The sequence below is a fragment of the Parabacteroides leei genome, from assembly GCF_023369805.1.
Lineage (GTDB): Bacteria > Bacteroidota > Bacteroidia > Bacteroidales > Tannerellaceae > Parabacteroides > Parabacteroides leei.
Genome location: NZ_JAMBQG010000011.1, coordinates 125,905 through 151,776, shown reverse-complemented (window position 1 = coordinate 151,776; position 25,872 = coordinate 125,905). Strand labels below are relative to the sequence as shown.

23 protein-coding genes are annotated in these 25,872 nt (G+C 44.0%); 15 read left to right on the top strand and 8 right to left on the bottom strand.

Annotation, left to right across the window (positions count from 1 at the left end):
* Positions 1–36 precede the first annotated feature (36 nt).
* The 8 genes from M1P97_RS16225 to folE all read left to right on the top strand — a co-directional run bounded on the left by M1P97_RS16225 (position 37) and on the right by folE (position 8,018).
* Complete coding sequence (locus M1P97_RS16225; RefSeq protein ID WP_195372375.1) at positions 37–498, top strand: hypothetical protein; 462 nt, start codon at positions 37–39, stop codon at positions 496–498.
* Positions 499–536: 38 nt separating this feature from the next.
* Complete coding sequence (gene recG / locus M1P97_RS16220; RefSeq protein ID WP_195372374.1) at positions 537–2,633, top strand: ATP-dependent DNA helicase RecG; 2,097 nt, start codon at positions 537–539, stop codon at positions 2,631–2,633.
* 209 nt (positions 2,634–2,842) lie between these two features.
* On the top strand, positions 2,843–4,096 hold the full coding sequence (locus tag M1P97_RS16215; protein WP_249389608.1) for a M23 family metallopeptidase: 1,254 nt from the start codon (positions 2,843–2,845) through the stop codon (positions 4,094–4,096).
* 93 nt (positions 4,097–4,189) lie between these two features.
* The gene (locus M1P97_RS16210) at positions 4,190–4,735 is read left to right on the top strand and encodes a DUF1599 domain-containing protein (protein WP_028728255.1); all 546 of its coding nucleotides are present in this window, start codon (positions 4,190–4,192) and stop codon (positions 4,733–4,735) included.
* A 3-nt stretch (positions 4,736–4,738) separates the two neighbouring features.
* Positions 4,739–6,016 (top strand): BT_3928 family protein, encoded by a 1,278-nt coding sequence (locus M1P97_RS16205; RefSeq protein ID WP_195372372.1) that lies wholly within the window; start codon positions 4,739–4,741, stop codon positions 6,014–6,016.
* A gap of 34 nt (positions 6,017–6,050) precedes the next feature.
* Positions 6,051–6,806, top strand: a complete 756-nt coding sequence (gene tpiA, locus M1P97_RS16200) for a triose-phosphate isomerase (protein ID WP_195372371.1) — start codon at positions 6,051–6,053, stop codon at positions 6,804–6,806.
* Positions 6,807–6,875: 69 nt separating this feature from the next.
* Positions 6,876–7,379: an SPOR domain-containing protein gene (locus tag M1P97_RS16195; protein ID WP_195372370.1), complete on the top strand. Its 504-nt coding sequence runs from the start codon at positions 6,876–6,878 to the stop codon at positions 7,377–7,379.
* Between the two features lie 45 nt (positions 7,380–7,424).
* Entirely contained in the window at positions 7,425–8,018 is a 594-nt protein-coding gene (folE, locus tag M1P97_RS16190; RefSeq protein ID WP_129730282.1) for a GTP cyclohydrolase I FolE, read from the top strand.
* A gap of 162 nt (positions 8,019–8,180) precedes the next feature.
* On the opposite strand, the gene M1P97_RS16185 is transcribed toward folE, so the two are convergent.
* A complete protein-coding gene (locus tag M1P97_RS16185; RefSeq protein ID WP_249389607.1) occupies positions 8,181–10,544 on the bottom strand; it encodes an HzsA-related protein in 2,364 nt (787 codons plus the stop codon).
* Positions 10,545–10,712: 168 nt separating this feature from the next.
* On the opposite strand from M1P97_RS16185, the gene M1P97_RS16180 reads away from it, so the two are divergent.
* Both M1P97_RS16180 and M1P97_RS16175 read left to right on the top strand, forming a co-directional pair.
* On the top strand, positions 10,713–11,201 hold the full coding sequence (locus tag M1P97_RS16180) for an RNA polymerase sigma factor (RefSeq protein WP_028728261.1): 489 nt from the start codon (positions 10,713–10,715) through the stop codon (positions 11,199–11,201).
* 13 nt (positions 11,202–11,214) lie between these two features.
* On the top strand, positions 11,215–11,799 hold the full coding sequence (locus M1P97_RS16175; protein WP_249389606.1) for a hypothetical protein: 585 nt from the start codon (positions 11,215–11,217) through the stop codon (positions 11,797–11,799).
* Here the strand turns inward: M1P97_RS16175 and M1P97_RS16170 are convergent.
* Complete coding sequence (locus M1P97_RS16170; protein ID WP_249389605.1) at positions 11,796–12,068, bottom strand: type II toxin-antitoxin system RelE/ParE family toxin; 273 nt, start codon at positions 12,066–12,068, stop codon at positions 11,796–11,798. The genes M1P97_RS16175 and M1P97_RS16170 overlap by 4 nt on opposite strands.
* A 1-nt stretch (position 12,069) precedes the next feature.
* The gene (locus tag M1P97_RS16165; RefSeq protein ID WP_195372367.1) at positions 12,070–12,267 is read right to left on the bottom strand and encodes a hypothetical protein; all 198 of its coding nucleotides are present in this window, start codon (positions 12,265–12,267) and stop codon (positions 12,070–12,072) included.
* Between the two features lie 162 nt (positions 12,268–12,429).
* On the opposite strand from M1P97_RS16165, the gene M1P97_RS16160 reads away from it, so the two are divergent.
* The 4 genes from M1P97_RS16160 to M1P97_RS16145 all read left to right on the top strand — a co-directional run bounded on the left by M1P97_RS16160 (position 12,430) and on the right by M1P97_RS16145 (position 17,085).
* Positions 12,430–14,628 carry an outer membrane beta-barrel family protein gene (locus tag M1P97_RS16160; RefSeq protein WP_249389604.1) on the top strand — a complete coding sequence of 733 codons (2,199 nt, stop codon included), beginning with the start codon at positions 12,430–12,432 and terminating at the stop codon, positions 14,626–14,628.
* Position 14,629: 1 nt separating this feature from the next.
* Complete coding sequence (locus tag M1P97_RS16155) at positions 14,630–15,655, top strand: sensor histidine kinase (protein WP_249389603.1); 1,026 nt, start codon at positions 14,630–14,632, stop codon at positions 15,653–15,655.
* The gene (locus M1P97_RS16150) at positions 15,652–16,347 is read left to right on the top strand and encodes a LytR/AlgR family response regulator transcription factor (RefSeq protein WP_195372365.1); all 696 of its coding nucleotides are present in this window, start codon (positions 15,652–15,654) and stop codon (positions 16,345–16,347) included. Before M1P97_RS16155 ends, M1P97_RS16150 begins: the two co-directional genes overlap by 4 nt.
* A gap of 78 nt (positions 16,348–16,425) precedes the next feature.
* Entirely contained in the window at positions 16,426–17,085 is a 660-nt protein-coding gene (locus M1P97_RS16145) for a porin family protein (RefSeq protein WP_195372364.1), read from the top strand.
* Between the two features lie 30 nt (positions 17,086–17,115).
* Here the strand turns inward: M1P97_RS16145 and M1P97_RS16140 are convergent, their stop codons facing one another.
* The 5 genes from M1P97_RS16140 to M1P97_RS16120 form a co-directional block, all read right to left on the bottom strand.
* The gene (locus M1P97_RS16140) at positions 17,116–18,324 is read right to left on the bottom strand and encodes a hypothetical protein (RefSeq protein WP_249389602.1); all 1,209 of its coding nucleotides are present in this window, start codon (positions 18,322–18,324) and stop codon (positions 17,116–17,118) included.
* A 52-nt stretch (positions 18,325–18,376) separates the two neighbouring features.
* Entirely contained in the window at positions 18,377–20,230 is a 1,854-nt protein-coding gene (locus M1P97_RS16135; protein WP_195372362.1) for a DUF349 domain-containing protein, read from the bottom strand.
* Between the two features lie 230 nt (positions 20,231–20,460).
* Positions 20,461–21,696 (bottom strand): sodium ion-translocating decarboxylase subunit beta, encoded by a 1,236-nt coding sequence (locus M1P97_RS16130; protein ID WP_249389601.1) that lies wholly within the window; start codon positions 21,694–21,696, stop codon positions 20,461–20,463.
* Positions 21,696–23,591: a biotin/lipoyl-containing protein gene (locus M1P97_RS16125; RefSeq protein ID WP_195372360.1), complete on the bottom strand. Its 1,896-nt coding sequence runs from the start codon at positions 23,589–23,591 to the stop codon at positions 21,696–21,698. The genes M1P97_RS16130 and M1P97_RS16125 overlap by 1 nt, the downstream gene beginning before the upstream one ends.
* Positions 23,592–23,608: 17 nt before the next feature.
* A complete protein-coding gene (locus M1P97_RS16120) occupies positions 23,609–23,884 on the bottom strand; it encodes an OadG family protein (protein WP_249389600.1) in 276 nt (91 codons plus the stop codon).
* 936 nt (positions 23,885–24,820) lie between these two features.
* Here M1P97_RS16120 and M1P97_RS16115 point away from each other — a divergent pair.
* Positions 24,821–25,786, top strand: a complete 966-nt coding sequence (locus M1P97_RS16115) for a tetratricopeptide repeat protein (RefSeq protein ID WP_195372358.1) — start codon at positions 24,821–24,823, stop codon at positions 25,784–25,786.
* The last annotated feature ends 86 nt before the right edge of the window (positions 25,787–25,872 follow it).

Sequence of the window (25,872 nt, the reverse complement as noted above, 5' to 3'; positions counted from 1 at the left end):
ACTGAAGTGTTGTTATTCATTTAATATAGAAAGGTTATGAAAAAAGTATTGTTGCTGTCGGTGTTGATGATTTTGTTGTGTACTGCTGGGAATGCAAAAGGGATCGAGTTGGAGCCTCGTATTGGAGCCAGTTATTCGGAAGTTTGGGGGCTTCATTTAGGGGCAATGGCGTCTTTTAAGATGTCGGATCTGTTTTATATTCAACCAGGGGCTTTGATTAATACCGTTAGTGGTACTTATAAGAAAACCGGCGATTGGAATTTTGGCTTGGATATCCCTCTGTATGCCTCTTTTCGGATACCTGTAAATAATACTTTGAAAGTTCGTTTGAATGCAGGGCCTTTTATCGGATTTGCTTCTCCTCTAAATCTAGGAACAGCAGTGGAAGGTGGTATCGAATATCATAAATATTATGTCGGCGTTTCCTGGCTTCAAAACTTTATCAATCAAAATTGTGCCCGTCTGCATTTCTCTATCGGCTATAAATTTGCATTATGACCATAAAAATAATAAATTCGCTGTCCAAATAGACAGCTATGCTTGATCTCGACAAACGATCCCTCATGTATCTGCCGGGTGTAGGCCCGAAGAAGGCGGAGATATTACGGAAAGAAGCCGGAATATCTTCGTATGAAGATCTGTTGTTTTATTTCCCGTATAAATATATTGACCGTAGCCGTTTTTATAAGGTCGCGGAGATTACGGGGAATATGCCTTATATCCAACTGAAAGGGCGTATACTGTATTATGATACGGTCGGAGAGGGGCGGACCCGCCGCCTGGTGGCTAAGTTTACAGACGGGACCGGGACGATCGACCTGGTCTGGTTCAAGGGACTTAACTATGTGACGGATAAATATAAGACAGGGACCGACTATATCGTTTTCGGTAAGCCGGCTGAGTTCGGGCATATCTATAATATTCCCCATCCCGATATCGATCCGGTGGATCAGGCAGAGCAGGTGGCCGGCGGTCTGACACCTTTCTATAATACATCGGAGAAGATGAAGAAATCGTTCCTCAATTCGAGGGCGATACAGAATCTGCAATATACCTTATTAAGTGCGTTGAACTGGGAGTTGCCCGAAACACTTCCCCCGGATGTGCTGTCGCGTATCCGTATGATGCCGTTGAAAGAAGCGATCCGGAATATCCATTTCCCGGAATCGGCGGAGAAATTGAAACAGGCACAGTTACGCCTGAAGTTTGACGAACTTTTCTTTATACAGTTGAATATCCTCCGTACGGCCAGTCTTCGGAAACTGAAACTGAAAGGAATCGTTTTCCCTACCGTCGGGGACTACTTCAATACATTCTATAAGGAGTATCTTCCTTTTGAACTGACCGGAGCACAAAAACGAGTTGTCAAGGAAATCCGCGCCGACATGGGAAGCGGGCGGCAGATGAACCGTCTTTTGCAGGGTGATGTGGGAAGCGGAAAGACATTGGTGGCGTTGCTCTCCATGCTATTGGCTGTTGATAACCATTGCCAGGCCTGTATGATGGCACCGACCGAAATACTTGCCACTCAGCATTATGCCACCGTTATGGAGTTTCTAAAGGATATGGATATTCGTGTTGCACTACTGACCGGTTCGACGAAAAAGAAAGAACGGAATGAACTGCTTCCGGCTATTGCCCGGGGAGAAATACAGATTGTGATAGGGACGCATGCCCTGATTGAAGAGACTGTCGTTTTTTCTTCACTGGGGCTGGCCATTATCGACGAGCAACATCGTTTCGGTGTGGAACAACGTTCGCGCCTGTGGAAAAAGAATGCCATTGTTCCGCACGTACTGGTGATGACGGCAACACCTATCCCCCGAACCCTGGCCATGACTTTGTACGGAGATCTGGATGTCTCCGTGATCGATGAATTACCTCCCGGACGTAAACCGATCCAGACGATGCACCGGTACGACAACAAAAAAGCCCAACTCTATGATTTTCTGCGTAAGGAGATCGGATTGGGGCGCCAGGTCTATGTCGTTTATCCGTTGATCGAAGGAAGCGAAAAGCTGGATTACAAGAGTCTGGAAGACGGCTTTGAAACTTTTAAGGAAGTTTTCCCGGAATATAAGGTCTGCATGGTTCATGGAAAGATGAAGGCGGCGGACAAGGATGCCGAAATGCAGAAGTTCATATCCGGAGAAGCACATATATTAATGGCGACGACCGTGATTGAAGTAGGCGTGAACGTGCCGAATGCCTCCGTGATGGTTATTGAGAGTGCCGAACGTTTCGGGCTTTCGCAGTTGCACCAGTTGCGCGGGCGTGTAGGACGTGGTGCGGAACAGTCCTATTGTATCCTGGTCTCCTCTTATAAATTAAGTAACGATACCCGTAAACGGCTGGAGATTATGGTAAACAGCAATAACGGTTTTGAAATAGCGGAAGCCGATCTGCGTCTTCGCGGGCATGGCGACCTGGAAGGAACCCAGCAAAGCGGGGAAGGGCTCGATCTGAAAATAGCCAATCTTGCAGCCGATGGCCAGATCCTCCAATATGCAAGGGATATCGCATTGGAAGTTTTGAACAAAGACCCGGAATTGTTGTCCGAACCTAACCGGATTTTGAACGAAAGGTTAAAAATACTCTTTGCCCGGAAGATAAATTGGGGTATGATTAGCTAATATGTTGTGAAACATGTTTTTGCGTAATGCGTTGTTTTTCAGTAAGAATAAGCGGTGCATTTGAATTTCTTCACTTTCATTGCGGAAATTTTTCCGGATTGAATTTTGTCAACTTACTCAAAATAACGAACTTTGGTCGATTTGTAAAAATAGGGGCTGTTTCACGGCTTATTTTACTCCTGAATTCCATATTTCGAAAAATGATAAAAATGAAGATAAAAGCACTACTTTTTATTTGCTGTACCTCCTTGATGGTGTCGGCTGTATCGGCCAAAGATCCTGAAGGAAAAGATACACCAAAGCAGACAATCCATATCGTAAAGATGGACAAGCGCGTGTCGGAACTGATGGCTGACCGCGTAACGATCAGAAAAGATATGGGACTGAAAGAATTAGCAGAGATTAATGCAAGAGTGGATGAATCACTTGCTGCAAACGAAGAATTATTGTTCCCGGCAGATGAATTATACGGCTCAAACTGGGATACCCGTTGGGTAGATCCTTTCCGCGGAGGTTCCAAGATCGAGATGCCAGACTCTTGTGCTATCGATTGTTCCGCTTTTACCCTTCCTATCGACAGTCAGATTAAAGTAACTTCCAAATATGGTCCCCGTCGTCGTCGTATGCATAAAGGTATCGACCTGAAAGTTCAGGTAGGCGATACGATCCGTGCGGCATTTGACGGTAAAGTTCGTATCCGTAATTTCGAACGTCGCGGATATGGTAATTATCTGGTGGTTCGCCACCCGAATGGACTGGAAACAGTTTACGGTCACTTATCCAAATCGCTTGTAGATGTAAATGACATTGTACGTGCAGGTGACCCGATCGCATTAGGAGGAAATACCGGACGTTCTACCGGTTCCCACCTTCATTTCGAAACACGCTTTTTAGGTCAGGCTCTCAATCCGGCCGATATTATTGACTTTGAGAACGGAGTTCCCCACCAGGACACTTATGTATTCCATAATATAAAGATTAACGGTCGTAAGAGTAATATCTATACTTCTTCAAGCGACCAGATGGTTTATCACCGTGTGAAATCCGGCGATACATTAGGCAAGATCGCCCGTATGTACGGAACAACTGTGAACGAACTTTGTCGTCTGAACGGTATCAAGAGTACTAGCATGCTTCGTCTGGGACAGTCTATCCGTTGCAGTGCCGGCAAAGAAGTAGCTGCAGCTAAGCCTGCCGCAAAACAGACTACGGCGAAAGCTGAGACAACAGCGGCTAAGACTACTAAAACAACTACTGTAGAAGCTGTGACTCCTGTTGCTTCACTGACAGGAAATGCTTCAACTGCTCAGGTAGCAGAGCCGGTTTATCACCGTATCAAGAGTGGCGATACACTGGGAGCTTTAGCTGCCAAATACGGAACAACTGTCAACAAGTTGTGCGAAATGAACGGAATATCTAAAACAACCGTGTTAAAATTAGGTCGTTCCATCCGTTGTAAATAAGTTATTTTTAAGATAAAGGAAAGGCACGGATGAAATCATACATCTGTGCCTTTGTTGTTTTTTTACTATCTTTGCGGCATAATAATGTTGGATATGGCTGATACGAAAGAACAGTTTGAGAAAGTGATCTCCCAGTGCCGGGAGTTATTCGAAAAGAAGTTGAAAGATTACGGTCCATCGTGGCGGATCATGCGTCCCCAGTCGTTGACCGACCAGATATTTATTAAAGCAAACCGTATCCGCAGCCTCGAGATAAAAGGGGTAAGTATGGTGGATGAAGGGATACGTCCCGAGTTCGTTGCCATCGTTAATTACGGGGTGATCGGATTGATCCAGCTGGCCAAAGGTTTTTCGGATACCACCGATATGACGAATGAGGAAGCATTGGCATTGTACGATAAGTATATTACGGAGACCAAGGAGTTGATGTATGCCAAGAACCATGATTACGACGAGGCCTGGCGCAGCATGCGTATCAGCTCTTATACCGACCTGATCCTGATGAAGATTTACCGTACGAAGCAGATCGAAAGCCACGGCGGTAAGACCATCGTCTCGGAAGGTGTGGATGCCAACTATATGGATATGATCAATTATGCCCTGTTCGGTTTGATCAAACTGGAATACGGCGAAGAATAATATATGAACTATAAAGAGACTGCGATAAAAATACTGACAGAGTGCAGCCGTCTATTGATCGGGGTAGTGTTTATCTTTTCCGGTTTTGTGAAGGCGGTCGATCCGATGGGGGGAGCCATTAAGATTGGCGATTATCTGACTTCTTTCGGCCTGGATTTCTTGCAGCCCTTTACCGTTCTAGCCTCTTTTGCCCTATCGGCGGCCGAATTCGCGATGGGTATTTGTATGTTGCTCGGCGTATACCGCCGATATAATTCTTTTCTGGTTTTACTTTTCATGGCGTTTATGACGCCGCTGACATTATATCTGGCCCTGTTCAATCCGGTTTCCGATTGTGGCTGTTTCGGTGATGCGATCGTTATCTCCAACTGGGAGACCTTCTTCAAGAACCTGGTATTGTCTGCAGCGGCGATTATGGTGTTTATGAATTCCGGAAAGATGTTTCAGTGCTTTACCTTTAAAGTGTATTGGTTTGTTGCCCTGTTTTCTTACTTCTCCGGTATCGGGTTCGCCTATTGGAACTATAACCATCTGCCGGTCATAGATTTCCGTCCGTATAAGATCGGGGCGAATATCCCATCGCTGATGGCTATTCCCGACGGAGCACCGGAAGACGAATATCGTTACACCTTTGTTTATGAGAAAGACGGTGTCAAGAAAGAATTCTCGCTGGAAGACTACCCGGAGAATGACAGTACCTGGACTTTCGTGGAGTCGAAGACCGAACTCCTGAAAAAGGGATACGAACCGCCGGTGGCCTCTTTCAATATCTATAATGCCGAAGGAGACGATGTCACAGACGATATATTGCATAATCCTAATCCTGTTCTTTTATTAGTCGCCCCGAAGCTGGAAACAGCGGACGATGAACGTATCGACGAGATCAACAGTATTTACGATTATGCCCTCGAATATGAATTGCCGTTCTATTGCGTCACAGGCTCTTCTCCGGAGATGATCGACGAATGGAGCGATAATACCGGAGCCGAATATCCGTTCCGTATGGCCGATGAAGTGTTACTGAAGACGATCATCCGCTCCAACCCGGGGCTTGTCCTGTTGAAAGACGGTTCTGTACTGGGTAAATGGCATTACAACGATATTCCCGACGAGGAACATGTGAAGGCTGAAATCGAGAAGCATCTCGACGTAAATAAAACAAAAGAAAAAGAAGATGGCTGGCTAATAACCATCCTATTAACTTTTACCGTACCTTTGTTGCTCGTTTGGGTATATGACTTTTTCCGTTTCCGCCGGAGACGGAAAGACAAGGCAGAATAGAAGATTTTTATTTATATATTTAATTAATTAAATCATGAGAAAGAATATTGTTGCAGGAAACTGGAAGATGAACACAACTCTTCAGGAAGGCCTGGAATTAGCAAAAGGATTAAACGAAGCCCTGAAAGGCAAGGCTATCAACTGTGATGTAATCATCGGTACTCCGTTCACTCACCTGGCAAGCATCGCTGCTGCTATCGATACAGACAAGATCGGTGTAGCTGCTGAAAACTGTGCAGATAAGGAAAAAGGAGCTTACACAGGTGAAGTTTCAGCTGCAATGGTTGCTTCTACAGGTGCTAAATATGTGATCCTCGGTCACTCTGAAAGACGTGCTTACTATCACGAAACTCCGGCTATCCTGAAAACTAAAGTTGAACTGGCTCTGGCTAACGGTCTGACTCCGATCTTCTGTATCGGTGAAGTATTGGAAGAAAGAGAAGCCGGCAAACATTTCGAAGTGGTAGACGCTCAGATCAAAGAATCATTGTTCGATCTTTCTGCTGAAGATTTCGGTAAGATCGTTCTGGCTTACGAACCGGTATGGGCTATCGGAACAGGTAAGACTGCTACAGCTGAACAGGCCGAAGAAATCCACGCTCACATCCGTGCTACACTGGCTGCTAAATACGGTAACACAGTAGCTGACAATTGCACAATTCTGTATGGCGGTAGCGCAAATGCAGGTAACGCTAAAGAATTGTTCTCTAAACCGAACGTAGACGGTGGTCTGATCGGTGGTGCTTCTCTGGCTGTTGATAAATTCATGCCGATCATCGAAGCATTTTAATGACATTATCTTGTAGGGAAGGAGCGGTTCTGCTCCCTCCCTCTCGATTTGAACATAAAAACAATCACAATGAAGAATTTTCCTTGTATCATTTTATTATTCATGTTGCTGGCCTGTGTGACCGGAGCGTCTGCACAGACAAGTGTCGACGGATCGGTTCAGACAATCTTCGATGACCTCCAGACTTCGAAGCCGGGTAAAGGCGAGGTGATAATCAACCAGCCCCAGGCTCTCCGGGATTTAGTAGGAGTACGCTTGTCGGGTGATAATGTTGAGAAGACGGATAGCACTGCTTTCCTTAAGATACAAGGTTTCCGGACACAGGTCTTCTCCGGTAACAACCAGCGCAAGTCGAAAGATGAAGCATTTGAGAAAGAGAAGAAGGTAAAAGAACTTTTCCCTGACGTCCCGACCTACGTTACTTATACCGCTCCGTTTTGGAGGTTGCGTGTAGGTGATTTCCGTTCGCACGAAGAAGCTTACCATATGCAGCGCCAGCTGATGACTGCTTTTCCTTCGTTCGGAAAGGAAATGTATATTGTTAGAGAAGAAGTAAAGATCCCTCTGAATTAACAGGTGCGAAAACTCTTTCGCCTTCCTTTATTATATAATACAAAAATGATAGAAGAAATAAACGACAAGACCTTGGCGGCACGTGAAGAACTGGCAGGCCATTACAAAGGAATACTCGGTTTGCTGGGTGAGGATGCCGAACGCGAAGGTTTGCTTAAGACGCCGGAACGCGTAGCGAAGGCTATGCAGTTTTTAACCAAAGGATATAACGAAGACCCTGCGAAAGTATTGGCTTCCGCCATGTTTCAGGAAGAAGATTACAAGCAGATGGTTATTGTGAAAGATATCGATTTCTTCTCTCTTTGCGAGCATCATATGCTTCCATTCTTCGGGAAGGCACATGTCGCTTATATTCCTAAGAAATATATTACAGGCTTAAGCAAGATACCCCGGGTGGTGGATATCTTTGCCCGTCGTTTGCAGATCCAGGAACGCCTGACGATGCAGATCAAAGATTGTATCCAGCAGACACTCGATCCGCTGGGTGTAATGGTCGTGATCGAAGCACAACATATGTGTATGCAGATGCGTGGTGTGGAAAAGCAAAACTCCCTGACTACTACTTCCGATTTCACAGGCTTCTTCCAGCAGGCAAAGACCCGCGAGGAGTTTATGAACCTTATCAAGAACAACAGATAGTTCCATATTAGAGACAAAGCCTTGTCATACCAGTGACAGAGTCATGCCATGCGGTTGGCAAGGTTGTGCCACTGGCATGGCAAGAGTTTGCCCTGTGCGTGACAAAGTTTTGCCAACCGCATGGCAAAATATTTTTGAGCGCAGGCGGGTAGACTTTCCGGCTTACCTGTCGTATACTTTACCGTATTCCCCGATGACTGAGCAGTTCTGCTGTTCGATCTTAAGCCGTTCGGCATATTTGCGGAGTTGCGCTTTGTGGCGTTCGCAGGGGACAAGGTCTTTTTCGATATCACCGCGCGGCGTGGCTTTCAGGCGCTTCTGTCCGGTCCGGATGATCTCGACAGCGCGCGAATACTTCTGTTTATCGTTCCGTATGCCGTCCAGGCAAGGGCTGGCCTCCGGGCGGTCGAAGGATATTTGCGCGGTCAGTTTCCGTCCGTGGTGGTTCAGATCCCATATGTTTATATTGGTCAGTTGTTTCAGCTCTTCTATTTCCTGGTTATAGAGCGGACTTCGTCCTGCCAGTGTCGAGTCGAATGCCGACTCGTAAACCGGGTAGTAAACGCCGTTCAGGTCCATCCAGGTATAAAGGATCTCCTTCTCTTTGGCCGATAGCTTTACGCCGTGATGGTCGCTGTCGATCACTTTGGTTAGTTTGCTGGCATGCGATCCCCAGCTGTAAGGTTCTTGTATCGGGGCCGGGCCGCCGCCTACCAACTTGATTTCTTTCTTAACGTACAGGTTTACGTAAGCAGCATTAAAGAACGGGTTCTTGTCTTTTGCCAGTACGAGCTTGTCGCGGTTCTTCGGATCGAAGTCGTGACAACGGACGCAACTTTTATCCAGGATGGGTTGTACCTGTTCCATGAACGAGAAGTTCTTTGGGGCTTTACCCATCCAGCCGCTCAATTTGACCGGTGCTTTTTTCAGAGCCAACGGGGTTGGGCCCATGGTGCTGGGTATGCTCAGGCGGTCTTCGTGGCAACCGATACAGCCATTTACCTCACCCGGCATAAGCATTGTGCCGCTTCGCATAGACTGGATCATCTTTTTATCCTTATCCAGCAACTGGAAGTAGACGAACGTGCCGGAAGGAACTTCAAAGTTGGCGGAGCCATCCGCCTCTACCGGAACTTCTCCCAGGATACGTTTATTTTCGAAGCTATGCCAGTTTACAGCAGGGGCCTGTTCACCTTGTCCGCCCCAGCCGCTCTGTGTCCAGGTTCTTTTCTCCGGCGATTCGATGATTCGCAGATATTTTGCGGTACCGGGCTCTATACCTTTCATGTGTGTACCTTGATAAACGTTCTGCACGTAGAAGGTTCCTTTCTTATCAGTATAATTTCTGTTCGAAGGAATGGCGTGCGGTTTGGGACGCGATTCGATGATCATCGGGTCGAAGAGGCTCCGGTCGCCTTCTAGTATCAGCTCCTGTGTACCGTCGCGGCCAACCAGGTAAATACCCGATTTGGAGTCCAGGTGCATCCATCCGCCGGGCTTTGCCCAGATCGTTCTTGAGGTCAGGAAGAAGTTCTCATTGAGTGGATAAGGGTCTTCGAAGAAGTATTCGATCCATTTGAAAGAGTCCAGGTCACCTTTACCCACCAGCTTCAGGCTTTCTTCCGGCCATATTTGCAGGACTGGCTCTACGCCGTCCACTCCTTTTTTGCGGTCGATAATAGCCAGTGCACCCCAGGGGCGGTCGTGGCAGGAACCGAAGATGCAGATAACCTGGTCGGTTCCGGGGATTTGTCGTGCATCGATGACACCACCCGGCGATTGGGTATTGTTACCGTAATAGATGGAATGCTTTGTCCCGTCCGGGTTTACCGTCCATAATCCTTGGGCATCTCCGAAGTTACGGTCTACATATTCCCAACGGTCGTACAATATTCTTCCGTCGCTCAATAGGGAAGAGTGCCCTTCGAATAATGTGCTGATGCCGATCTGTGTGATGTTGGCACCGTCAGCCTCCATCCGGTAGAGGTTACACATAATATGGCGGTTGCACATACAGTATTTCGGTTGGCGGGTAGAACTGAATACGATTCCTCCATCCGGTAGGTAAAGCGGATCGATATCGGATACTCCTTCTGCGAAGGTGAGCTGTTTCATACCGCTGCCGTCCACATTCATTTCATAGATATGATAAAAGTCGTCCTTGTTCTTCCGCATGGAGAAGATGATCTTTTTCCCGTCGAAAGATAACTCCGGGTCACGAACCACGCCGTCTTTCAATTCTATCAGTGTCGTGATATTCCCGCTGTCGACATCATAGATACGCATCGCCCCTCCCGGAAAGAAACTGCTCTCGTTGATCTCTCCCTTCTGGAATAGGGTGGCTGTGTTGTGATGGTCGGGTGCATACTGTTCCCGCTCTACATATAATATCTGCTTACCGGCCAGTTGTTCTTTTGCCTTTTGGGTCAGTGTAATTGTCTTGGGAACCATTTGCTGGGCAGGGAGTTGTATGTTTCCGCCATACACAACTGCCAGGAGTATAAAGATTAGCTTGTAGTTTTTCATATGCTACGTCTTTGAATGTGTAATAGATTGGTCTACTTATCAATAAGGACAAAAATAGCCCTTTTGCAGTAATCGACTTTATTTATTTTGTTAATTTTCCTTCCTTTACTGTAATTATCCGATTTCTTTGACGACTGATATAGTAAATAATACGATAGAGCAAGCTTAATGAATGCACAACAACAAGAGAAGGAGTTTATAGAACTTGTAGAGGAATACAAACAAGTGATATATAAGGTATGCTATATCTACGCTACCGATCCGGACAATCTGAACGACTTGTATCAGGAAGTCGTGATCAACCTATGGAAAGCTTTTCCCCGCTTCCGGGGCGAGTGTAAGGCTTCGACCTGGGTGTATCGCATCGGACTGAATACTTGTATCTCTTTTTTCCGCAAATCCAAGTCACGACCGGAAGTGGTACCTATCTCGGTCGATCTGGAAGCGGTGGCAGAGGAAGAAGATAAAACGGCTCAACTTCATGAACTCTACCGGATGATCAATTGTCTGGGACGTTTGGAGCGTGCTTTGATCCTGCTCTGGCTGGAAGAAAGAAGTTATCAGGAAATGGCGGATATCACCGGTATATCACGTAATAATGTGGCCGTTAAGCTCAATCGTATTAAAGAGAAACTGAAACAGATGTCGAACGAATAAAAAAAACAGCTTTATGGATTTAAATGAATTGAAAGCGAACTGGAATATATTAAATGAACGTTTGCAAAAGAATGAAATATTGAATAGAAGGATTGTTAAAGATATGATCACCAACCGGATATTAACGGCTCAGCAACGGTTACAGTGGAAGATGGTAATTGGATATTGCGTCTATTTAATTGCTTTGTTGTTGGCTGTGTTTGCCCCTGTTTTGTTTGGAACCCCTTTATTTATAGCTTATTCAGTAGGTGGACTCCTGCTTGTCGTTGCATTGGGAGGTTTGCCGGCTTTTATCTCTTTTTGTCGGATTGATATAAAGAAGCCATTAATGTATTCTTTCCGGCGATTATTGTTTTTTCAAAAATATATGCGGATTGCATATCCCGTTGTTGTTGTATCTGGCTTGGTCTTGCAGAGTGGTATCTTTTTTTATTTTTGGAAGTTAGGAGCGAACAGGATGACTTTTATTTATGTTTTTGCTTTTCTTACAGCACTAATAGGGAGTTTGGTCGAATATCGTATGGATTCTTCGAAGGTGGAAGCAATGAAAAAAGGGCTGGAGGAATTACAGGAGTTTGAGGAAGAGGAAACTGTTTAGAATAAATCCGAATGTGTCCCCGTATCGGTCATGATCAGGATTAATTCCGTATCATTTTGTAGCCATATCAGAAGCCAGTCGCCTTTGATATGGCACTCCCATAGGCCGGCAAGTTTGCCGCTGAGTTTGTGGGGACGATATTGGGCAGGTAGTTCTCCTTTTTCTTGAAGAATATCAATAGCTTCCTGAAGAAGTTGCAGGTTATAACCTCTTTTTTTGCACCTTTTAAGGTCTTTCTCAAAGCTGTTGGCGTATTCTAACTCATACATGCTATCCAAGTATTTGTTTGAACATCTCTTCTGCATTTTTAGCTTTGCGCACTCTTCCGGCAGCAATATCATCCAATCCTTTTTCGATACCGGATTTTTTCTTCCCGATACTCCAACCGAACTTTTTAGCCAGCTCTTTCAACAAAGCCATATCTACTTCCGGAATGGAAAGTTCTACTTTTTTGATTGTCGTATCCATATTACTTATTCTTTAAATGATTATAGTTACAAAGTTACGTAATTTCTTTGTATCAACAAATTAAAGAATAATAAACCATTCGTCAACGAACTCCTGTCGTTTGTCACAATAATTTCCCTGCTTGCTTCTGCTCGTTTACTTTTGGATAAAAAACAAAGGGATATGAGTAGAAGCAAATTTTTGTTAGCCACATTATCGGGGCTTTTTTCTCTGGGAGATATATCGGCGCAGTTTATTATGCCGGACACCATACCTGATCAGGATATCGGAGAAGTGGTAGTTGTGGCTAAACTTCCGGAGTTGGAAATAAAGGCAGATAAGATGACTCATCACCTGGATGCCTCTGTCGTGCGTAAACAAGGCAGTTTATATGAAGTGCTTGAAACGCTACCCGGAGTTGTCGTTACTCAGGATGGAACCATCTATATGAATGGGAAGAGTGGAATCAACGTCCTGATGGACGGAAAGCAGACTTATCTTTCCGGACAGGAGCTGGTGAACCTGCTTAAAGTAACCCCTGCATCGACCGCTGACAAGATCGACCTGATCACCCATCCTTCCGCCCGCTATGATGCCAGTGGTAATTCCGGTATTATTGATATCCATACTAAAAAGATCAAATTGCAAGGGTTGAATCTTTCCATGAACGGAAGTTTCTCTCAAGGAAAGTTCGGTAAAGGAGACGGAAGTTTTTCCTTAAATCGGCGAAGTGGAAAACTTAATTTTTTCCTGACCTATTCTTATTACCAGGGAACCAGCCAGAATGATCTTGAAGTGGATCGTATCTTTTCTACTTCATTTACAGGGCTTGACGAAGAGTTGAATATGCATCAGGACTCTTATCGTGAATCTCCGTATAAGTCTCATTATTACCGGGTGGGAGCAGATATTTACCTTTCGCCTCTAACTACCTTGGGGTTTACGGCAAGCGGCAATCTGCTTCGGAGCGAAAATAACGGGACAATGCATTCTTCTTTTTATATGTTCCCGTTGTCAACGCCCGACTCTACCCTTTCTACCCGGAATCTTAGCGATAGGAAAAAGAACAACTTTTCCGGTGGTGTCAATCTGACTCATCACCTGAACCAGGAAGGAGGATTGCTGGACGCTTCACTTGATTATTTCTATTTCGATAATGTGGAAGATCAATATGTGTACAACGCTTTCCGGAATAAAATCAATCAGTTGACAAGGCAGGACTCGATAAGAGGAGATATCAACGGAGACATCAACCTGTATACGGGCCAGATAAATCTGACGTTACCGTTCGAAAACGGATGGGTACTGAGTGCCGGAGGTAAGTCTTCTTATGTCTCTATTGATAATGAAGCCTTGTATGCGAACCGGTATGAAGACGGCTGGGTTCCTAATTCCTATAGCCAGGCTTTTTCCTATAAAGAAAATATCAATGCTGTTTATGTACAGGGAAATGCCAAATTCGGGTCTTTATCCATGCAGGCCGGTTTGCGTCTGGAGAACACCCGTATAAAAGGAAGGCAGATGGATGCAGTCAGCGATTCTTCCTTTAAAGATCATTATACGAATCTTTTTCCTACCCTACTACTGGAATATCCTGTTTCAAAAGGAAAATTATCCTTGTTTTATGGAAAGCGTATCGTGCGTCCGAATTATGGCGACCTGAATCCTTCTGCTTATATCTTCGACGATTATACTTATGAACGGGGAAACACCCTGTTAAAGCCGGAGACAACAGACAATATAGAAGTCGCTTATGCCTTTAAAGAATTATTTAAGGCCGGTTTCCTGTTCTCTTATACCCATGATGCAATCGTAAAAAGTTATATTCTGGAAGAAAACAAACGGGTTTTCGTTACTCCCCTGAATCTAACCAAGGCAAGCACGCTCGGCCCACGTGTCAATACCGGAATTCTGTCTTTGACCTCTTTCTGGAATCTGAATGCCAATGCTGCCTTTATCTTCAACCGTTATCAATGGTCGGAGGAACTGGAAAATAAAGTGAACAAGCATGCTACCTGGATTGCCGGACTGAATAATCAGTTCTCCTTTGGAAAAGGATGGGGAGCCGAACTCACGGCTTCCTACAACGGAAAGATGGCCGCCGGCCAAGCTACGATCAGCCCTATCTTGCAGGTACATGCCGGCTTGCAGAAAAAGATTTTGAAGAACAACGGTTCTATAAATCTTTTTGTAAGAGATATGTTTCACTCTTACCGCTATAAAATGAGCCTTGAAGTGCCTGGACAACGTGCTTCTACTTACGAACGTAATGATAACACGGTCGTCGGCATATCTTTTTCCTATCGCTTCAAGAAGGGGAGCGAATCGAAAGAAAGAGCATGGAAAAATGGGACGGATGAAACGAAAAGAGTAAATTTGTGATATGATGGTAAAGAACTTATATAAATGGTTAATGCCGGTATTGACAGCATTATTGTTGTTCATCTGCATTCGCTTGGTAACTGATGTTCCTAATCAGCAGTACTATTGGACGGGAAATACTCCTTATTTTATGTTGGTAGAGATAGGTACCGTTATAGTATCTTCATACCTGTTGATTACGGTTCTGTATATCTGGTTGAGATGGAACCGCAAACAGAAGAAAGGATTATGGGTGGAATATGGCGGGTTATTCCTGCTTACTACCTGCTGGTGTGTCGGAACCATGCTCTTTACCTGGGGATTAAATGAGCGGATGTTTACTTTGCAGGATGTGGCTATTCCCGAGGTTATTGCCGTCTTGTTTATATTCTTAACCTATACCTTTATGCGTAACCAGGCCGTAGAAAAAGAGTATGCCGAGCAACGTTTGCAATTGGAAAAGATAAAGAATGACCAGTTACAGACCGAATTGAAATTCCTGAAAGCGCAATATCATCCTCATTTCCTGTTCAATGTGCTCAATACGGTTTATTTTCAAATAGATGAACAGAATAAAGCGCCGCGTCATACCCTGGAAATCTTGTCCGACCTGCTTCGTTATCAGTTGTACAATGCAGGGGATAAAGTGGCCATCCAGGTAGAGATCGATTATTTGAAAAGGTATATCAGCTTGTGCCAACTTCGCTGTTCGGAGCGTTTACAGTTGCAAACATCTTTTGATGAGGCATTGAAGGAGCAGGAAATATCTCCGCTATTGTTTATTCCGTTGGTCGAAAATGCTTTTAAATATGTGGGAGGCGATTATCACATCGATCTGACCATGTCCTGGAAAGGAGGTAAACTGATTTTTGATATGATGAATTCTAAACCCTTGGATCGTGTTCACAAACCAACCAGGCAGGGAATAGGATTAGATAACCTGCGAAGAAGGCTCGTACTGTTGTATCCGGATAAACACAAACTGGAAATAAAAGATGAACCGGATCGTTTCACTGTAAAGCTGATTATTGAACCGGATAACGTATGAATATAAAATGTATCATAACCGATGACGAACCTGTAGCCCGTAAAGGGTTGCAGTCGTATGTGGAGAAAGTCGATTTTCTGACACTGACAGGTGTTTGTGAAGATGCCATTCAATTAAATACCCTGTTGAAAACCGAGCGTCCGGATTTACTCTTTCTGGATATAGAGATGCCCTATCTCTCAGGTCTGGATTTATTGGCCACCCTCACTAATCCACCGAAGGTGATCATCACATCCGCTTATGAACAGTATGCTTTGAAAGGGTATGAATTCGATGTAACAGATTACCTGTTGAAACCGATCCCTTTCGAACGTTTTCTGAAAGCAGTGAATAAAGTACATGATCTTTTATTGAAAGAAACACCTCCCGGAGCAGAAGAATTCCTTTTTGTAAAGAGTGATAAGCAAATGAAAAAGATTTTTTTGAAGGATATTCTTTTTATTGAGGGATTAGAGAACTATATTTGCATTTATACCGCTTCAGATAAGACGTTGGTTCATTCGACGATGAAAAATATATATAGTTCATTGCCGGAAAGTGACTTTATCCAGACTCATCGGTCTTTTATTATTAATATCAATCGCGTTAACTTGATCGAAGGCAACATCCTGAATATTGAAGGCCATGAAATACCTGTTGCGCGTAATTATCGGGAGCAAGTTTTTACCCGTATAATAAAAAATCCCCTGTAGTTGTCCTAAAAACAGCTGGTTGATATACGAAACTCTTTTGACTGTCGTTCTATTAGCATTATAAATTAAATGCAGATTATGAAAAAGAAGAGTTGTGTATGGTTGGTTGTTTTGTTGTTAGGCTTTGTTGCAACGGCAAGTGCTCAGATGTTAAAAGTCGAAGGAGGAATGGCTTTTTCGAAGTTAAGGACAAAAGGTCTAAATGGTGGACAGATATTTGATAAATCAGTCAAACCTTTTCAGATGTCTGTCGGCTTGGAATATTGGGATAAAGAACATTTTAATTTATCCAGTTCTATTGGCTATCTACGTACGGGAGGTCGAAATAAGGTGGTTATAGGTGATGAAGATGGAGGAATATTAGATCCTGACTTTAAACATAAATATTTTGTAGACTATTTAACTGTGAATACTTTATTTAATATAAAACAGACAAATCATAGACAAACTTATTACTTTGGCATAGGACCCAGACTGGACTTTAAAGTTGGATCAAAAGACAATAGCTCTAAAGGTGTTGAATATGTCAATGGGAAGATGCCTGAATTAAATACGGTAGTGTTTGGTTTAAAATGTGAAGCTGGTATTTGGTTTGACTTGGATGATCATTTTCGTTTAGGAGCTAACGTTAGCTATTTACCAAGTTTTACAAAGGCTTGGACTTCTCCTGTTGCTCCCGATGTTACAATGACTACGCGTTCATTTACTTTAGGCGTGTCTTTAGGATATGTATTGTAATAATTAGTTATGTAGATAGGCTAAACCTGTCTACATAACCAATATATACGCCCTGTACCGTGTTTCTTTAGTTACCGGGCATAATGATAAATATCCTTCCTTTATCTTGCCGTCCTCGATTATCAGCGGATAAGTCTCTTTCATAAAACGATGCCGTTCGTAAGCCTCTCCGTCTTTATTCTCGTAAGCGACGTGAAAATCCCCGATCGCAGTAGGTGCGAGATATTTCTGGCTTAACCGAAGAGCCACCATTCCCATAGTATAACGCATATTAACCTCTATGCAGGGATGAATGGCATAAGCCCCTTTTGAAGTCTTATAAACGATCATATCTACCCCGAGATATCCCCGGTATATATTTCCATAAAAGTTTTTCAACGCTTCCGTTACGGCATTTTGTATCTGGCTGTAAACCTCTTCCCCCACCCAATGTGTGATCTGTTTACATAAATAGTCCTGGTTACCCAGCATATTGCCGGAATAACTACCTTGTCGTTCCGTATCAAAAACGGAAATACCTTCATAGGTAACATTCCCTTTTCCGTCAGAATAGAACTCCATAGCGAAATCCTGCACTTTATCCAGTCTGCATTCGATGCTGACAGAGCCTTGCTTATTGATTGCCCCCTCTATCCATGTACGGTCCTTGGGAGTTAGTTTGCGTTCGGGCAACCAGTGTAATCCGCGTCCGGAAGAAGAGTAAGGGGTTTTCAATACAAAGGGAGCATTTTGCAAAATCAGATATTTTTCAACTTCCCTGATCTTTTTGCAGAATTTAGGAGCAACGGGAATCGGCAGCTCCGGTAATTGCTGGCGGATCAGTTCGAGACATTCGGCGGCAGTCTGGCGCCCGGTCAGTTTAAAATAATCCTCCTTCCAGGAAGGAACGGATAAGTTTAACCGGTAACTCTTCTTTAAATCTTCAAACAGGCGCAGGCTTTGGGGAGATAGCCCCCAGGGAGTTGCAACCGTCTCCGGGAGGGCACTTCCTTTTGCTTTTAGCTCTTTTCTGGAAATAAGCGTAGCGAACGGCCTGAACTCTTTCGGTTGTAAAGAGAAAAAACGCGGGGAAACAATCTCTTCCGCAAAAACAAAATCATCACTGTTGGCATACCAAATGGGAAGGCATGATAATTCCTTTATCATCCTTTGCACATTGGTTGGAGGAGTATAGTTTTCTGAACCTAATAAAACTGCAGTTTCATGTCCAGGATTAAAATAGTGTATTTGAGATATCATAGGTATAGAAACAGCGAAGCCGTCTGTTGGAATGAGACGGCTTCGTTTTTATTTATTCAAGATTTTCATCTATCGCGTCGATTTTTTTGACAATGAGCGCCATCTCTTCTTTCAACTTTTCGATCTTGCGCTCCATTTCTTTGACAAGACCGCCTCCGCCTTTCGACGAGATGCTTAGGAAGCCGATATTGTTTTCGTAAGTCTGTAATTCGTTTTTCATACGTTCAAACATTCTCATCAGCTTTTCGCGTTCGCCGTAGAGTTTGCCTTTTCCACGTTCGCCACTTACCATGTCACTCAGATTGCTACGGAAACTCTGCATCTTACGGTCGCTCTGGTCTACTTTCAGACGATCGAACTGACTGTCTACTGCTTCGTGATATTCCTTATAGATCTTATCTTTTTCTTTGAAAGGAACATGACCGATCGTATTCCATTCAGCCATCATCGCTTTCAACTCAACCATCGCATCATCCGCACCCAGTGTCTCGTCTAAGTTTTTGATCTTTTCGATCAACTCTTTCTTGGCTGCCAGATTTGTCTGTTCTACGTTTTTCTGAGAAGAAACGTTTTTGTTCTTTTGTTCGAAGAAATAGTCGCAGGCAGATATGAAACGTTTCCAAACGGCATCCGAATGCTTGCGGGCAACCGAACCGATTGTTTTCCATTCCTTCTGGAGTGCGATCATCTTCTCCGTAGTGCTCTTCCATTCTGTGCTGTCTTTCAATGCTTCTGCTTTTTCGCATAATGCTTTTTTCAGCTCCAGATTCTTCTCCATATCTTCTTTGATACTCTTGTAGAAGGTACTTTTCTTATTGAAATAAATATCGCAGGCGGCACGGAAACGTTCAAATATCTTCACATTCGATTTTTTCGGAGCGAAACCGATTGTTTTCCATTTTTCCTGCAAAGCGATCACTTCTTTGTTCTTATCTTCCCAGTCTTTGAATGTCTTCAATGCCTCGAAATTAATACCTTCGATTTCTTCGCAGATGGCTGTTTTTGCGATCAGGTTTTCCTGCTCTTTCGACTTCAACGATTCGAAATGGTCTTGATGGCGTTTGTTTATCACTGTTGAGGCTGCTTTGAAACGTGCCCACAGTTCTTCACGCAATTCTTTTGCTACCGGGCCAATTTCACGCCATTGCTGATGCAGTTTCTGTAATTGGTGGAACGCAGATACCACATCCGGTTCTGTTTGCAGTTTTTCAACTGTTTCGCATAAAGCGGTTTTCATTTCCAGATTCTTCTTGAAGTCATAATCGCGGAACTGGTTGTTGATCTTGATTATGTCGTAGAATCTTTCTGTGTAAGTCTGGTAACTTTTCCACAGTTCATTCGCATGTTCCTGTGGTACGGCTTTAATTTCTTTCCATCTTTGTTGGATGTCTTTAAAGTCGTTGTATAGTTTATTGAAGTCGTCCTGACTTTCGGTCAGAACCTTTAACTGGTCGATCAATTGGAGTTTCAGTGCGTAGTTGGCAGCTTTCACTCGTTCTTCTTCTGCCAGGATTGCAGCTCTTTTTTCTTTGTAAACAGCCAGCAACTCTTTCAGTTTATTTTCATCTTCGTCTTCGGGAACTACGAAATCCTTTTCTTCTCCTTCATTTTCAAGGAATGCCTTTTTCAATTCTTCTACTTCGGCTCTATGGATTTTATAGAATGCCTGCTTCAACGCTTCCACTTCGTTGCGTGTTGCTTCGGCGGCTGCGTTTACCAGTCCGGTCAATTTTTCCAGAATTTCTTCTTTTGATAATTTACCGACTGCATTAGCAGTTGCTTCTTCCACTGTTTCGGTTACTTCAACTTCAGCCGCAGTGTTTTCCGGAGTTACTTCCGGTGCTTTAGTTTCTTCCAATTTGCCGGTTTCTTCAGCAGGCAAATTAGTTTCATGAGTGTCATTCATATTCAATCACATTTAAGAAAAGGATAAATACATTCCTATATCAAGTCACAAATTAAAGTAATTATTTTTGGATTACAGCATTTGACGACGATTTATTTATTAGAAAAGGTTAATAAACCTGCAAAAAGGCTGTAATGGCTTATACCTGTAGTCGGTTTTGCAGATTAAAGAATCCCTGTAACGCGGTCTAAACCAGTTACAGGGATTTTTTATTGCTTATTTATCAGATCTTATCCTAAGAACGAGATCAATACACCTGCTGCAACGGCCGAACCGATCACACCTGAAATGTTACTGGCCATGCAATACTGAAGCACATGGTTTTTCGGGTCGTATTTCAGTGCGATCTCATTGGCTACACGCGAAGCCATCGGAACGGCACTCAATCCGGTTGCACCGATAAGCGGATTGATTTTCTTCTTAGTAAACAGGTTGAACAGTTTTACAAAGAAGATACCTCCGGCGATAGACAGGGCAAAGGCCAGGAATCCGCCGATCACGATACCGATCGTTGTCATGTTCAGGAAAGCTTCGGCTGTCATGGTGGCGCCTACCGATAGGCCGAGGAATATCGTAGCTGCGTTCATGATACTGTTTGATGCCGCATCGAACAGACGGAATGTATTTGTTCCGATCTCTTTTACCAGGTTACCGAACATCAACATGCCGATCAGAGGCACCGAGCTGGGAACGAACAATGCCACGACAGTCGTTACAACAATCGGGAATATGATTTTAAGCACACGCATATTCTTGATTTCCACAGTCGAAGGGTATTTCTTCTCCTGCTCTTTCATATTGATACAAAGTTCCTTTTTAGAACAAAGCGCCTTTACGACCATCGGTATGATGACCGGTACCAATGCCATGTACGAATAAGCTGCAATAGCGATCGGTCCCAGCAGATGCGGAGCCAGTTTGATTGTCGTGAAGATAGCAGTAGGTCCGTCAGCACCTCCGATGATACCGAGCGAGCCGGCCTCTTTCGGTGTGAATCCCATCAGGATAGCCACTAATAATACGGTGAAGATACCCAACTGGGCAGCTGCACCGAAAATAGACAGGCGAAGATTACGGAGCATCGGACCAAAGTCGGTCAAGGCTCCTACACCCATAAAGATAATAGGAGGAAGGAACCCTGTCTTGATCAGCATATAATAGATGAAGTTCATAATACCCAGTTCATGCGCAATGTCGTGCAGAGGCATTTCCCAAATGTTCTTCATCACTCCGTGTACGTTGATCAATCCGTTCTCGTCAGCCTGGATCACACCCATGTCACCTCCCGGAAAGTTGGCCAGCAATACGCCGAAAGCGATGGGGACTAGTAGCAAAGGTTCATATTGTTTTTTGATACCCAGATAAAGCAATACAAATGCGATTGCATACATGATCAGGAACTGCGGTTCGGCAATAATATTGTTGAACGCAGTCATATCGTACAGATTTTGAAATATCTCGTTCATCACTGTATTGTCATTAATACATCATCTTCGGAAACGGCGTCGCCGGAAGCATAATTGATGGAAGTCACTGTTCCGCTGAATTCCGAACGTACGGCATTGTATGTTTTCATCGCTTCCACATAGCAAAGTACATCCCCTTCTTTCACTGCGTCACCCACTTTTACGGGTGCATCCGATGCATTTTTCACAAGGAAGAATTTACCTTCCAGTGGTGAAAGTACTTCGTTTCCTGCTCCGGCGGGTGCAGGAGCTGCTGCCGGTTGTGCGGCGGGCTGAGCCGGGGCAGCTGTCGGTGCAGCATTGGCGGTCTCCCCAAAAGCAACGGTTACGCGGTAAGGCTGTCCGTCCACATCTACGGTAAGTACCTGTGGCGTTGTAGGCAGAACAGGTGTTCCTGTAGTAGCCGGAGTAGCCGGATTGTTCTTTTCGTGTAGATCCGCTTTCTTTTTAGCTACATCGGCAAGGAATTCAACCTTGGCTTTCCCTGAACGATATGCTTCGTATTGTGCCGGGTGCATGGCGTATTCGAACAGTTCTTCGTCGTCTTCGCCTGTTTCCCACTGCTTCTCGTTCATCATCTTACGATATTTGTCGAGTGCATCCGGGTAGTTGTCTTGCGGATTGCCGGTAAAGAATTCGCGTCCTTCGGCTTTTGCTTTTTCGATGATTTCCGGAGCAAGCGCACCCGGTAAACGTCCTGCTTTTCCGAGAAGCATATCCCAGATGTCGTCGGCAATCATGCTCCAACGGGCTTTGCCTTTTTCCATCTGCATCACGTTCATCAGGGCCAGGTTCTTAACATACTGGCTGAACGGCGTTACCAATGGGGGATAACCGACGCGCGGCCATACATAAGCCACTTCGTCGAACAGCTTGATCAGCAACTGGTCTTGCGACATCAGTGGCTTGTTGTTTTTGATATTGTTTTTGTTGATAGATTCCAGATTCTTTTCCAGGTCTGACATCAGGCTGCCCATCATACCGCCGGGAAGTCCCGGACCGATCAACAGGGAGTTCATCAGGCGGTTTTTCGGACTGATATACAGGCCTAAGAAATCGTCCATAAATTCCTGGATCATACTGCGTACCTTCATATAAGCCTCCATATTGATCTCCGGCACTTTGTAACCGGCATCTTTCAACATGGCCTGTACGGTCAATAAGTCGGCATGTCCCGTGCCCCATGAAAGCGGTTCCATACCCACGTCGATGTAGTCGCAGCCGGCATTACATACTTCCAGGATAGAAGCCACGTTGAATCCGGGGCCTGCATGGCTATGATATTGGATAGGGATTTCAGGATGTTTGGCTTTGATATTGGCAACGATCTGTCCCAGTGAATAAGGACGGCCGATACCTGCCATATCTTTGATACAGATCTCATCAGCTCCGAGTTCGATCAGTTCCAACGCCATCTTGGTATAATATTCAACCGTATGGATCGGAGAGTGGGTGATACACAGCGAGCATTGGGAAATCATTCCGGCTTCTTTTGCATACCGGATAGAAGGAGCGATGTTGCGTACGTCGTTCAATCCGCAGAATGTACGGGTAATGTCGGTACCCTGTGCTTTCTTCACCTTGTAGAACAACTGGCGTACATCTGCGGGAACCGGGCTCATGCGAAGCCCGTTGAGGGCACGATCCAGCATGTGTGTCTGGATACCTGCTTCATGGAATGGCTTCGTCCATTCGCGTACGGCTTTATTTGGATTTTCTCCGAATAGTAAATTAACTTGCTCGAATCCTCCTCCGTTGGTTTCAACGCGGGCAAAACAGCCCATCTCAACAATAGCGGGGGCAACTCTGGTTAGTTGGTCTACTCTCGGGACATATTTTCCGGCAGATTGCCACATGTCTCTAAAGACCAAACTGAATTTGATTTCTCTTTTCATGATATTTATAGCTAGTATTATATTTTTTTAATTTTGGTAACCTTTCCTTGTCCACCGGTTACCATGCTCACAGCGGCTACAATAGCGGCCGTTGTTTTACCGGAGATATTTCCGGCTTGTGTTGCGGTGGTTCGTACTGCTGCAGTTTGTTTTTTTACGACGACTTCTTCAGGTGCGTATTTGTTTACCAGTGCGATTAATCCTTTTCCGAGGTTGATAACGATCAAAAGAATTGCAAAAACCGTGGTCATTCCGACTACCATTAACAAAAGTCCAGTTTCTATGTTTTCCATATTTAATATTTATGACAATAAGTGTTGTAGGAAGCGATCAAAACAATCTCCGCCAAGTTATAAATTGCATGCAAAAATAACAAAATCTCGCAAATCTATGTGCTGTAGGACTATAAAAAAAGTGAAAGAATAGAAGATATGCTCTTTTGAATGTTTTGTTTCGTAGGATTAATGCGGGCTTTTGTGATAAATAGTTATTTTATGAGATGAAGTTTCTGAAACGCTTACAAAGATAATATTTATGCTTTAGAGGTTTGATTGTTGGAAGTAGTGGGTTTAACAAAATGAAGTGATATAGGGTGTTTTTTGAGTAAAAAGATTCTATATATCGGTTTCTTGTGGCGTATGTATTCTGTCAAATCGATGTTGTAGAAGATTCCAAGATACAATATTTAACAATTATCTCAGGATATACATCTTTCACGATTCGTTTTAAACGAATTTTCAACTCGTTTTAAACGAAATTTTTTTCATTTGAAGCGAAATGAAATTTTGTCTTAGATGAAAAATATGTTAATAGCTGTTGCTCGTCGTCTTTTTTGAGGCTTTTTTGTGCGGGAAATGCATGTTGAATAACATTTTTATTTTCTGTAGCAAGGTGAATATGTGTCATGGATGAAAGATCGTATTGATGGTATGTTTGGGTAATTTGCAGCTAGCTGCTCTATGTTATTCTCTGGATGCTTCACAATGTTGCTTTTGTGAGTCTGAATCAGTTGAAATGTTATTTGCTAAATCGCTGACAGTTGCGTAAAAAACAACAAGCCTTGATTTGTATCCGTACAGCTTCTCTAAGAGCTGGCTGAATTGACAATTTGATATTATAGTGGTCTACGGAATGTTGCTGTCATTTTGTTAATCACGGAATTCTCCGGTTAATGCTGAATATCTTTGTTTTATTTTTTACCTTTGCCCCTCAGAATAAAATACATTATCATGGGAAATTTCTTTACATCCTTGTTCTCTTCTTCTAAAAAAAATGAGGATACAGTGGAAGAGAAAGTGAAAAACGATCAGAAAAACTTTGACATATTAAAATATGATGGCGTTCGTGCCCAGAAAATGGGGCAGGTGGCTTATGCCATTAAATGCTTTACCGAGGCGTTGAATATCGAAGAAGATTTTGAAACAATGAACTATCTGGTATCGGCATACTCCATGACCAATGAAACCGGAAAGGCATTGGATGTATTGAACCGCATGGCGGAGTTGGAGCCGGAGCATGTAAATACCTTGCTGACAAGGGTGAGCGTGCTTTTTATGCTGGACAAGGATCAGGAAGTGATTGCCGATTGTATGCGCGTGATCGAGCTCGATGCTTCCAACCATCTTCCCTGGTTCCTGATGGCGAAAGCTAAAAGAACGACCGGCGATCCGCTGGGTGCTATTGCCGACCTGACGAAAGCGATCGTCCTGAAAGATGATTTTACAGATGCTTACCTGCTCCGTGCAGAGATCCTGTTGGCTATGAAACAGGGAAAAGAAGCATTGCCTGATATCGAAAAAGCAATCTCGTTGGCTCCCGAAGAGGAAACAGCCTATCTGGTAAGAGGAAAGATCCATGAATCCCTGGGCGACCTGGAAGCCGCCGCTGCTGATTACCAGCAGGCGCTCGACCTGAACCCGTTCAACGAAGATGCCTGTATCCTGAAAGGAACCCTTCTGATTACGAAAGAGCAATTGGATGAAGCGATCGCTTTCTTTGATGATGCCATTGATATCAAACCCGATTTTGCCAAGGCTTACGCCGAACGCGGTCGGGCAAAGAACCTGAAAGGCGATAAGGAAGGTGCTTTCGATGATCTGAAAAAATCGATCGAATTGAATCCGGAAGGAGAGGAGGCAAAGAAGTTTGAAGGACAGCATAATTTCGATAATATGTACAAAGGGGGTATTTTTTAACAGCTACATATCAGTTTGTTAGTTGATTTCTATGCAGTGGGTGATTTGTTCTCCTTTGGGAGAAATCGTACATTCGTGTTGAAAAA